We start from the raw sequence: 12085 nt of genomic DNA, 5'->3' as shown, positions 1-12085 counted from the left end.
TCAATTGATTTTAAATCAAAAACTATTTTTTAATGTTTGCAAATAATTTTGAAATGGCAGAATGAACACTACTCCGAAAGGTTAAATATTTATGCGTATTGTCTCTTTTTGGCAATTAAAGTTTACTTATCGGTTAATTATTATTTCACCGTTCTGCAACAATTAGCGTTTTTTCATCTTGTCTGTTGATAAGTTCGTAATTAACCGGAAAAAATAAAAAGAGAAAAGGGTGATTTAACCGTCAAAATAATATCTGGTTATTTTTTTGCTGCGTTTACGAATGCAGTATACGCCGGGCTAGCGCTTTAGGAGTGGCGCCGGCAGGCAAGCTGCCGACGCATTAAGACTGCCGTTATGCCTTCGCCCAGTGGCGACGCTTGGCGTTTTGCAGTTTTTCGTAGGCCGCCAGCAGCGCCTGATGTGCCGGTAACGCTTTCAGATCGCTGTCGACAGCGAACAAGCCGTTAAAGCGCTCTTCGCCGCTGATGGCCGCAGAGGCGGCGTCGACCGCTTCCTGGCCGTACATTTTCACGAAGGCACCGTAGTACTGCGCCGGATCGCGCTCAGGCTCCTGCGTCAGCAATAGCAGGGTTTGCAGACAACGGTAGTAGTTGCTGCGAGCCGGGCTTAACACCGAACCGTTAAAGTCCTGGGTCCATTCCGTCCAGATCAAAGCCTGATCCATATCACCGCCCGCGAGTGCCAGCATGGATTTCAACTCGCCCACGCGCAGGGTATGCCAGGCGTTGTCTTTGCCGGAAGCAATGCCCAGCAGTTCACGTACGCGGGTGAAATCGTCCAGGCCTTCGTCATCCAGGCGCTCAATCAGCGCCAGATATTCTTGCGGCTCCCATTCGCTGCCCGGCAGCGCCAGCAGAGTATCACGCAGGTGCGCGCCCATGCTGTTATTGGCCAGCAGCAGATCTTCCGCCGGATAGATGTCGGACATGCCGGGCACGATGATGCGGCAGGCGTATACGTCCAGGTGTTCGTAGTCGGCGATGTACACTTCTGCGCCTTCTTTGTCGAAAATGCTCATCAGCGTGGCGAATTCTTCCTGCGTGCTGCCGCTGAAGTTCCAGTCGACAAACGGGTAATCCGCATCCTGCTTGAACATGTCCCAGGAGATCAAACCGCTGGAATCGATAAAGTGGGTTTCCAGATTGGTGTGTTCGGCCACTTCTTCGTCATCGAAGGTTGGCGCGGTGAACACGTCCAGATCCTTCAGACTACGGCCCTGCAGCAGTTCGGTCACGGTACGCTCAAGCGCCACGCCGAAGTCAGGATGAGCGCCGAACGAGGCGAAACAGGTGCCGTTGGCCGGGTTGAACAGCACTACGCAGATGACCGGGTAGTTGCCGCCCAATGAGGCGTCATAGGACAGGATCGGGAAGCCTTCTTGCTCCAGACGGGCAATAGCTTCCACCACGCCCGGATAGCGGTTCAATACTTCGGCCGGGATCTCCGGCAGGCTGATGGATTCGGCGATAATGCGGTTTTTCACATAGCGCTCGAAGACTTCGGAAAGGCCTTGTACGCGGGCTTCGTTTGCCGTGTTACCGGCGGACATGCCGTTGGACACGTACAGGTTGCCGATGATGTTCATCGGGATATAGACCCTTTGCTGGTCTGACTGACGGGAGAACGGCAGGGCGCAGATGCCGCGTTCGCCGTTGCCGGATTGCAGATCGATCAGATCGCCGGCGGTCAGTTCCTGTTCCGGATCGTAGAACGCATGCAGGCGCTCGTCGAGAATGCCTTCCGGCAGCGAATCATCGGCCGGGATCGGGAACCATTTCTCGTTCGGATAATGCACGAAATCGCCTTCGGCAATGTGCTTGCCCAGGTAGAAGTCGGCGAAGAAATAGTTGGTGGAAAGGCGCTCGAAGTATTCGCCCAAAGCGGAAGCCAGCGCGGCTTTTTGGCTGGCGCCTTTACCGTTGGTGAAGCACAGCGGGCAATCGCGATCGCGGATATGAACCGACCATACGTGCGGCACCGGGTTCAGCCAGGAGGCTTCTTCGATATTAAAACCCAGATCGCTTAATTTCTGTTGGAAACGGGCGATGGAATCTTCCAGCGCGGCGTCTTTGCCAGGGATAAAAGTTTGCGTCATTGTCTTCACTTTTTGAGCGTACTAAAAACGCGCAATGATACGGGGTTTTACGCCCAAGCTCCATGTATTCCTAAAGCGGTGGCAAAGTCACAGTTTTTTTGAGGATAAGGGCCATAATTCAGCGGGTTATCTATCAAGGAGAAACCTAATGAAATCAGTGAAACTCAGCGTTGCGGCACTACTCCTGGCAGGTGCGAGCGGTTCTGCGCTGGCATTGCCCTCCATCACCCTGCTGGCGACTGGCGGCACCATTGCCGGCGGCGGCGAATCGGCGACAAAATCCAACTATACGGCGGGCAAACTGGGCGTCGATGCGCTGGTGAATGCGGTACCGGAGCTGAAAAACGTCGCCAATGTGCAAGGTGAGCAGGTAGTGAACATCGGTTCGCAGGATATGAACGATGAGGTGTGGCTGAAACTGGTGAAGAAAATCAACGCCGACTGCGGTAAAACGGATGGTTTTGTGATCACCCACGGCACCGACACGCTGGAAGAAACCGCCTATTTTCTCGATCTGACCGTCAAATGCGACAAGCCGGTGGTGATAGTCGGCGCGATGCGTCCGGCGACGGCGATGAGCGCCGACGGCCCGTTCAATCTGTATAACGCCGTAGTGACGGCGGCGGATCCGCAATCGGCCAAACGCGGGGTAGTGGTGGCGATGAACGACAGCGTACTGGATGCACGCGACGTGACCAAAACCAATACCACCTCGGTGCAGACCTTCCAGTCGCCCAATTTCGGCCCGCTCGGTTATATCCATAACGGCAAGGTCGACTATCAACGTTCACCGCAGCGCAAGCATACTACCGATACCCCCTTTGACGTATCCAGCCTGACCGAGCTGCCAAAGGTCGGCATTGTCTATAACTATGCCAACGCTTCCGATGCGCCGGCCAAGGCGCTGATCGCCGAAGGTTACCAGGGCATAGTCAGCGCCGGGGTCGGTAACGGAAACCTGTACAAAACGGTGTTTGATACGTTGGCGACCGCCGCACATAACGGCGTGGCCGTGGTGCGCTCTTCAAGAGTACCGACCGGTTCCACTACGGAAGATGCGGAAGTGGATGACGCTAAATTCGGTTTTGTCGCCGCTGGCACGCTGAACCCGCAAAAAGCACGGATCCTGCTGCAGTTGGCGCTGACTCAGACCAAAGACGCCAGACAGATCCAGCAGATGTTCAATCAGTATTGAGTCGCAATCTACGGGGGGCCCCGCTCCCCGGTTTTTGTAGTCGGGCTATGCTGTAGGCAATCATTTTACCGAGGCTCGATCCTATGCATGCCTTTGACCTCCAGCGGATGACGAGGTGCGCTCCGTTTCGCCGGCGCAGTGTGTCGAGAGTCTGCCGCAGGCCGAAGCCGCAGGGGATGATGCCTGTAGCGCCTGCAGCCTGATAGCGCCCCTGGCGGATCCGCAGCAACATAGTTGCCCGCGTTGCGGCAACGGTCGGTGGATTGCGGCCTTGTCCCATAGCCGGGTTAGCTGAATACAGCATAAAAAACCGTGTTAACCCAATGAATTCTCCGATAACGCAGCGTTTTATCGCACAAAAAAACACAGAGACGGCAGAGCCTGTTATTCCGGCTTGCGGTAGTTTGCCGCCTGCGGGTGAATAAGCATTGCAGCAGCGTTACGTGAGTGATAAAACCGATGGGTTGGTTAACTCGACAGTTAACTTTGGGCGTATTTCGGTTGGCCAGTCTCATTGGCGAATAGTGAATGTGGTGAGGGGAAATGACTCAGGTTTATAATTTTAGCTCTGGCCCGGCAATGTTGCCGGTAGAAGTGTTGCGTCGTGCGGAACAGGAACTGTGCAACTGGCACGGTCTCGGCACCTCGGTGATGGAGATCAGCCATCGCAGTAAAGAGTTCATCGAAGTTGCCCAGCAATCCGAACAGGATCTGCGCGACCTGCTTAAGATCCCCTCCAACTACAAAGTGCTGTTCTGCCATGGCGGCGCCCGTGCGCAGTTTGCTGCACTGCCGCTGAATTTGCTGGGTGACAAAACCACTGCGGACTATATCGATGGTGGTTACTGGGCACACAGTGCCATCAAGGAAGCGGAGAAATACTGCACGCCAAATACCATTGATGTGAAAACCACCGTCGACGGCCTGCTCGGCATCCAACCGATGAAAGAGTGGCAGTTGAACGACAATGCGGCTTATGTGCATTATTGCCCGAATGAAACCATCGACGGCATCGCTATCAACGAGACGCCGGACTTTGGCGACAAAGTGGTGATCGGCGATTACTCTTCCACCATTCTGTCCGGCCCGCTGGACGTCAGCCGCTTTGGCGTGATTTACGCCGGCGCGCAGAAAAACATTGGGCCGGCAGGCCTGACGTTGGTGATCGTACGTGACGATCTGCTGGGTAAAGCGCGCCGCGAAGTGCCGTCCATTCTCGATTACACCGTGCTGGCCGAGAACGATTCCATGTTCAATACGCCGCCGACCTTCGCCTGGTATCTGTCCGGCCTGGTATTCAAATGGCTGAAGGAGCAGGGTGGCCTGGTGGAAATGCACAAGCGCAATCAGGCCAAGGCCGAGTTGCTGTACGCAACCATCGATAATTCTGATTTCTACCGCAGCCGCGTGGCGCATGCCAATCGGTCCTGGATGAACATACCCTTCCAATTGGCCGACTCGGCGCTGGACAAGGTGTTCCTCAGCGAAGCGGAAGCCATCGGTCTGCAGGCGTTGAAAGGCCACCGCGTGGTTGGCGGCATGCGTGCTTCTATTTACAATGCCATGCCGCTGGCCGGCGTGCGGGCATTAACCGATTTTATGGTCGACTTCGAACGTCGTCACGGTTAAGCCTGGCTGCCTGCTTTACGCGGGCAGTTTTCGCTGTTGTCCTTTTGCATTAAAGCGGCTCCGGCATTTTCCCGGGGCCGTTTCGTTTATCAGATTTTGGAGAGTTTTGTTCACATGGTGGATTCCCTGACGTTACAACCGGTCGCCCTGGTCAATGGCACCGTCAACTTACCCGGCTCCAAGAGCGTATCCAACCGTGCTCTGCTGCTGGCTGCGCTGGCGGAGGGAACGACCACGTTGACCAACCTGCTGGACAGCGACGACGTGCGCCATATGCTGAATGCACTGCAGGCGTTGGGCGTGAGTTATCAGCTGTCCGAGGATCGCACCACCTGTAAAGTCGAGGGTGTTGCCGGCCCGCTGGTGGCCCGCGAGCCGCTTGAGTTGTTCCTCGGCAATGCCGGTACCGCGATGCGCCCGCTGGCTGCGGCATTGTGTCTGGGTAGCGGCGATGTGGTGTTGACCGGCGAGCCTCGCATGAAGGAGCGGCCGATTGGCCATCTGGTGGATGCTCTGCGCCAGGGCGGCGCGCAAATTGATTATCTGGAACAGACCGATTACCCACCGTTGCGCCTGCGCGGCGGTTTTCACGGCGGTGACGTGACCGTCGACGGCAGCGTTTCCAGCCAGTTCCTGACCGCGTTGCTGATGACCGCGCCGTTGGCCGATCGGGACACTAATATCCATATCAAGGGCGAGTTGGTTTCTAAACCGTACATTGATATCACGTTGCACCTGATGCGTACCTTCGGCGTAGAGGTCAGCCATGACAACTACCGCGTGTTCCATATTCAAGGCCGCCAAACCTACCGTTCACCGGGAGATTACCTGGTGGAAGGCGATGCATCCTCCGCTTCTTACTTCCTGGCGGCGGCGGCGATTAAAGGCGGCACTGTACGGGTGACCGGAATCGGCAAGAAAAGCGTTCAGGGCGACACCAAATTTGCCGATGTGCTGGAGAAAATGGGTGCGCGCATTACCTGGGGCGATGACTTTATCGAATGTAGCCGCGGTGAGTTGCACGGCATCGATATGGATATGAACCATATTCCGGACGCGGCAATGACTATTGCCACCGCGGCCCTGTTTGCCGAAGGACCGACCACCATCCGCAATATCTATAATTGGCGGGTGAAGGAGACCGATCGCTTGGCCGCTATGGCGACTGAATTGCGCAAAGTGGGCGCTGAAGTGGATGAAGGTGAGGACTATATTCACGTGGTACCGCCGGCGAAGCTGAAATTTGCCGACATCGGTACCTACAACGACCACCGTATGGCGATGTGTTTCTCGCTGGTGGCGTTGTCGGATACTCCGGTGACCATTCTCGATCCGAAATGCACGGCGAAAACCTTCCCTGACTATTTTGAGCAGTTGGCGCGCATCAGCCAATTGGCGTAACCGGCAGTCAGATGATGTCTTTTTAAGGCCCTTAACCGGGCCTTTATCGTTTTTAACGCCCCTGCACCGTGACTTCTTCTATACTTTTCTGCGGTTACGAGCTTATTTTCAACAACCAGACAGTTCCAGGGTAACAGTTCGTCTCTTGGCAGCGTATAATACGCCACCGTACCTGCCCCGATTGGGCGGGCGGCAGGGGCGTTTTTAATTATGCTTTCGCGTTGTGCTGACGGCAGATTATGCCCCTGTGAGGTTTACTACCCGAAGGAGAGAGAAATGACGGCTACAGCCCCGGTGATAACCGTTGATGGACCAAGTGGCGCAGGCAAAGGCACACTGTGTAAAGCGTTGGCCGAATCCCTTGGTTGGCGTTTGCTGGATTCCGGTGCGATTTACCGCGTGCTGGCATTGGCGGCGCTGCATCATCAGGTCGATATCACCTCTGAGGAGGCGCTGGTTCCGCTGGCCGCACATCTCGACGTTCGCTTTATTGCCCAAGGCGGCAAACTGCAGGTCATTTTGGAAGGTGAGGACGTCAGTAATGAGATCCGCACTGAAACAGTCGGTAATACCGCTTCGCAGGCGGCGGCTTTTCCGCGCGTGCGCGAGGCTTTGCTGCGCCGTCAGCGCGCATTTCGCGAGGCCCCGGGTTTGATTGCCGATGGCCGCGATATGGGTACGGTGGTATTTCCCGATGCACCGGTAAAGATTTTCCTGGATGCCAGTTCGGAGGAGCGTGCGCACCGCCGCATGCTACAGTTGCAGGAAAAGGGCTTTAATGTTAACTTTGAACGTCTTTTAGCCGAGATAAAGGAACGGGATGACCGTGACCGTAATCGGCCTATCGCGCCACTGGTGCCGGCTTCCGACGCCCTCGTGCTGGATTCAACCAGCATGTCGATCGACGAAGTCATCCAGCGTGCGCTGACTTATGCACATGAAGTATTGGCGTTGCCGCAGCAATAAGCTGCCGCGACGTTATTGTTTTTTGTCATATTTGTCATAGCAGTATCGAACTATATCGGGTAAAATTTTACCCCTGTAACCTAAACCCTGTCGGCATGGAGCCAATGGCGGGGTATGTGAAACAACCCCATTCGGCGGGATGCTAAATGGACGTTAAACTATAGAACCCTGAAGATTAAACATGACTGAATCTTTCGCTCAACTCTTTGAAGAATCCCTGAAAACAATCGAAACCCGTCCGGGTTCCATCGTTCGTGGCGTTGTAGTTGCTATCGACAAAGACGTAGTACTGGTTGACGCCGGTCTGAAATCTGAGTCTGCCATCCCGGCTGAGCAATTCAAAAACGCACAGGGCGAGCTGGAAATCCAGGTAGGCGACGAAGTTGACGTTGCGCTGGACGCTGTTGAAGATGGCTTCGGTGAAACTCTGCTGTCCCGTGAGAAAGCTAAGCGTCACGAAGCTTGGATCACGCTGGAAAAAGCTTACGAAGAAGCTGAAACTGTCGTCGGTGTTATCAACGGCAAAGTTAAGGGTGGCTTCACTGTAGAGCTGAACGGTATTCGTGCGTTCCTGCCAGGTTCCCTGGTTGACGTGCGTCCAGTACGTGACACTCTGCACCTGGAAGGCAAAGAGCTTGAGTTCAAAGTCATCAAGCTGGACCAGAAACGCAACAACGTTGTAGTTTCTCGCCGTGCGGTTATCGAATCCGAAAACAGCGCAGAACGCGATCAACTGCTGGAAAACCTGCAGGAAGGCATGGAAGTTAAAGGTATCGTTAAGAACCTCACTGACTACGGTGCATTCGTTGATCTGGGCGGCGTAGACGGCCTGCTGCACATCACTGATATGGCTTGGAAACGCGTTAAGCATCCAAGCGAAATCGTCAACGTTGGCGACGAAATCACTGTTAAAGTGCTGAAGTTCGACCGCGAGCGTACTCGTGTTTCCCTGGGCCTGAAACAACTGGGCGAAGATCCATGGGTTGCTATCGCGAAACGTTACCCAGAAGGCACCAAGCTGACTGGTCGTGTAACCAACCTGACTGATTACGGCTGCTTCGTAGAAATCGAAGAAGGCGTTGAAGGTCTGGTACACGTTTCTGAAATGGATTGGACCAACAAAAACATCCATCCGTCCAAAGTTGTTAACGTGGGCGATGTAGTGGAAGTTATGGTTCTGGACATCGATGAAGAGCGTCGTCGTATTTCCCTGGGCCTGAAGCAGTGCAAATCTAACCCATGGCAGCTGTTCGCAGAAACCCACAACAAGGGCGACCGCGTTGAAGGTAAAATCAAGTCTATCACTGACTTCGGTATCTTCATCGGCCTGGACGGCGGCATCGACGGCCTGGTTCACCTGTCTGACATCTCCTGGAACGTTGCAGGCGAAGAAGCAGTACGTGAATACAAGAAAGGCGACGAAATCGCAGCGGTTGTTCTGCAAGTTGACGCAGAGCGCGAGCGTATCTCCCTGGGCGTGAAGCAACTGGCTGAAGACCCGTTCAATAACTACCTGTCTATGAACAAGAAAGGTACTATTGTTACTGGTAAAGTCACTGCAGTTGACGCCAAAGGTGCTACAGTTGAATTAGCAGGCGGCGTAGAAGGTTACCTGCGTGCATCTGAAGCCTCTCGCGACCGCATTGAAGATGCAACTCTGGTTCTGAATGTAGGTGACGACGTTGAAGCTAAATTCACCGGCGTTGACCGTAAGAACCGTGTAGTAAGCCTGTCCGTACGTGCTAAGGACGAAGCTGACGAGAAAGACGCTATCGCAACTGTTAACAACAAGCAGGAAGAAAGCAACTTCTCTAACGCAATGGCTGAAGCTTTCAAAGCGGCTAAAGGCGAGTAATGACGGGGGGCGGTTTCTGACCGCCCCGATACGGTAGTTTAGCTGCAAAGCTTGGAGGACTCATGACCAAGTCTGAACTTATTGAAAGACTTGCTGGCCAGCAATCTCATGTACCGGCGAAAGCCGTTGAGGATGCAGTGAAAGAGATGTTAGAACACATGGCTGCAACGTTAGCCGATGGTGAACGCATCGAGATCCGCGGATTCGGCAGTTTTTCTCTTCACTACCGTGCTCCGCGCGTTGGTCGCAACCCGAAAACTGGTGATAAAGTTGAGTTGGACGGCAAGTACGTTCCTCACTTCAAGCCAGGTAAAGAGTTGCGTGACCGCGCCAATATCTATGGCTAATCGCTGATTATCCATAGAGTTGTTGCTTGTAAAAAATATAAACGGTGCCTCAGGGCGCCGTTTTTTTTGCCTGCCGTTCAACTGTTTTCTGATTTCTAGCCTCCCGTCCTGACTTTATTTTGCGCGCTACGCCGCATTCCCGTGTCAATAAATGAAACTTGTATCGTTAACCTGCTGCGAGTGCCGCGAGTCGTCGCATTGGCGCTGGCGGCTGCCTGACTACGGGGGAACAATCCTGTCTACGGGGTGCGATGTGCAGCAGTTGCATGTCTTCTGTCGGACGGGAGAAAGGTCGATTAAAACTTCGCTGGATCTGGCGGTTATCGCCGTTGTCTGCGGTATTCTGCCGTTACTGGTGCTGCCGCAATTACCTGATGTATTAACAACCTTGCTGGTTGTTTTGCCCGTTAGCTTGATGTTGCGTTTCCGTTGGGTGGGCTGCCAATTTATTGCCTGGGGAGCATTGGGTTTTCTGTGGGCAACCTTCAACGCCGGCAATTTGGTGATGCAAGTCGAACGGCTGAGCCGTGGACCAGAGGTGACCGCAGTTGTGCAGGTTGCCGGTGTTACTTTGGTTCCCGCAGCCAGCCGACAAACGCTGATGCGCATCGAACAGGTTAACGGGCGCTGGTTAACGCCTTCGATTGCCTTCACTACCGCCTGGCAGCCGGAGGAGCCGCAACTGTGTGCTGGGCAACGTTGGGAACTCCGGCTGCGTCTGAGAGCGGTGCACGGCAAACTGAATGAGGGTGGATTCGATAGCCAGCGTTGGGCGATGGCGCAGCGTCAACCACTGACTGCGCAGGTGAAACGCGCCAGACTGCTGGAGGGGAGTTGCAACTGGCGGCAGCGTATTATCAGCCATGCCGAGAGCAATATTGGCGACCTGCGTTATAAATCGGTATTGCTGGCTTTAGCGTTTGGCGAAAGAACCTCGCTGGATCCAGCGTTACGCACTTTGATGCTGAAAACCGGCATTGCTCACCTGATGGCAATTTCGGGCCTGCATGTGGCTATGGCGGCCATATTGATTTGGTTGGTGTTGCGGGCGGTTCAGTTATTATTGCCCGCTTATCTGATCGGCTACCGCTTCCCACTGCTGGCCAGTTGGTTTGGTACCTTGGCGTATGTCTGGCTGGCAGGCGCACAACCCCCGGCGGTGCGTACCGCTGTGGCGTTAACATTATGGATGCTGCTACGTCTGCGCGGCGTTCACTGCACCTCCTGGCAGGTATGGCTATGGTGCGTGGGGTTAATTCTGGTCTGCGATCCGCTGGCGGTACTGTCGGATAGCTTCTGGTTATCGGTACTGGCGGTTGCCTGTCTGGTCTTTTGGTTCGAATGGGTGCCGTTAAGCGCACGTTTTCGCTCCGCCTGGTACTGGGCTCCGGTGCGTTGGCTGCATATTCAACTCGGTATCACGTTGTTGCTGGTACCGATGCAAGCCGCTTTGTTTCTTGGACTGACGTTGACCTCTATGCCGGCGAATCTGTGGGCGGTACCCGTGGTTTCACTGGTGACGGTTCCCTTGATTTTGCTCGCGGTGATTTGCGGTGCCTTGCCGCTATTAAGCGGCGGGTTATGGTGGTTGGCCGATTTGACACTGCTATGGGTGTTCACGCCGCTATATTATTTGCAGCGTGGTTGGGTCGACCTGGGTGCCGCCTCGCTGCTGGTCAGCGCGGCGGGCTGGTTATTGGTTATCTGCTGGCGTTTCCACTGGTGGCTAAGCTATGCGGCGGGATTGACCGCAGTGGCGATATGCTGCGTACTGTGGCGGGAAAAGGAACCCGCATATCGTTGGCGGGTCGACATGCTGGACGTCGGCCATGGCCTGGCGGTAGTGATCGAAAGAAACGGCAAGGGAGTATTGTTTGATACCGGCGATCGCTGGGCGACGGGCAGTGCTGCGGGACGTCATATTTTACCCATGCTCAACTGGCGGGGTATCGACCTGGAGCAAATTATTATCAGTCACGATCATCTTGACCATACCGGAGGGCTGGAAGAGGTAAGGCAGGCATTTCCTAAGGCCAGGGTACGCAGCCCAATACTTGATCCGCATCATTTACCCTGTGTGGCCGGCGAAAGCTGGCAGTGGCAGTCACTGCAATTTCAGGTGTTATGGCCACCGAAAGCGCTCAAACGACCGGTCAACGACGACTCTTGCGTGATCCGCGTCGATGATGGCCAATATAGCCTGTTACTGACCGGCGACGTGGAAAAGAAAGCGGAGGCACAGTTGCTCAGATCACAACGCGATCGGCTTGCATCCACGGTGCTTCAGGTTCCACATCACGGTAGCAGGACGTCCTCAACGCCGCCCTTCCTGCGTGCGGTAGCGCCGGAAGTAGCTTTAGCGTCCGCATCTCGTTACAACAAATGGCGATTACCTGCTGTTAAAGTTATCGCCAGATATCTGGCAAATGGCATCATATGGCGCGATACTTCGCGCTCAGGTCAGATATCCGTGCTTTTTTTCGACAACGATTGGCAAATTAAAGGCTTTCGTGAACAATTAATGCCCCGTTGGTACCATCAGCGGTTTGGCGTAGAGGGTGATAATGAGTAAAATG

Annotated in this window: 8 protein-coding genes; 7 read left to right on the top strand and 1 reads right to left on the bottom strand. The window is 54.5% G+C overall.

Annotation, left to right across the window (positions count from 1 at the left end; genetic code table 11):
• Positions 1-352: 352 nt before the first annotated feature.
• Positions 353-2116, bottom strand: a complete 1764-nt coding sequence (ycaO, locus tag D4100_RS05910) for a 30S ribosomal protein S12 methylthiotransferase accessory factor YcaO (protein WP_119803493.1) — start codon at positions 2114-2116, stop codon at positions 353-355.
• Between the two features lie 148 nt (positions 2117-2264).
• On the opposite strand from ycaO, the gene ansB reads away from it, so the two are divergent.
• From ansB to D4100_RS05870, 7 genes are all read left to right on the top strand, one after another.
• Entirely contained in the window at positions 2265-3311 is a 1047-nt protein-coding gene (gene ansB, locus D4100_RS05905) for an L-asparaginase 2 (protein ID WP_119803491.1), read from the top strand.
• Between the two features lie 543 nt (positions 3312-3854).
• Complete coding sequence (gene serC, locus D4100_RS05895; protein WP_006320807.1) at positions 3855-4940, top strand: 3-phosphoserine/phosphohydroxythreonine transaminase; 1086 nt, start codon at positions 3855-3857, stop codon at positions 4938-4940.
• A 114-nt stretch (positions 4941-5054) separates the two neighbouring features.
• A complete protein-coding gene (gene aroA, locus D4100_RS05890) occupies positions 5055-6341 on the top strand; it encodes a 3-phosphoshikimate 1-carboxyvinyltransferase (RefSeq protein WP_119803489.1) in 1287 nt (428 codons plus the stop codon).
• A gap of 276 nt (positions 6342-6617) precedes the next feature.
• Entirely contained in the window at positions 6618-7307 is a 690-nt protein-coding gene (gene cmk / locus D4100_RS05885; RefSeq protein ID WP_006320805.1) for a (d)CMP kinase, read from the top strand.
• A gap of 181 nt (positions 7308-7488) precedes the next feature.
• Entirely contained in the window at positions 7489-9162 is a 1674-nt protein-coding gene (gene rpsA, locus D4100_RS05880; RefSeq protein ID WP_004942650.1) for a 30S ribosomal protein S1, read from the top strand.
• Positions 9163-9224: 62 nt separating this feature from the next.
• Entirely contained in the window at positions 9225-9509 is a 285-nt protein-coding gene (gene ihfB / locus D4100_RS05875; RefSeq protein ID WP_004942652.1) for an integration host factor subunit beta, read from the top strand.
• A gap of 253 nt (positions 9510-9762) precedes the next feature.
• Complete coding sequence (locus tag D4100_RS05870) at positions 9763-12081, top strand: ComEC family protein (protein ID WP_119803487.1); 2319 nt, start codon at positions 9763-9765, stop codon at positions 12079-12081.
• The last annotated feature ends 4 nt before the right edge of the window (positions 12082-12085 follow it).

Origin of the sequence: Serratia inhibens, assembly GCF_003591175.1 — a bacterium.
Lineage (GTDB): Bacteria > Pseudomonadota > Gammaproteobacteria > Enterobacterales > Enterobacteriaceae > Serratia > Serratia inhibens.
The sequence above is the reverse complement of the archived record's forward strand: the minus strand, read 5'-3'. Positions and strand labels throughout refer to the sequence as shown.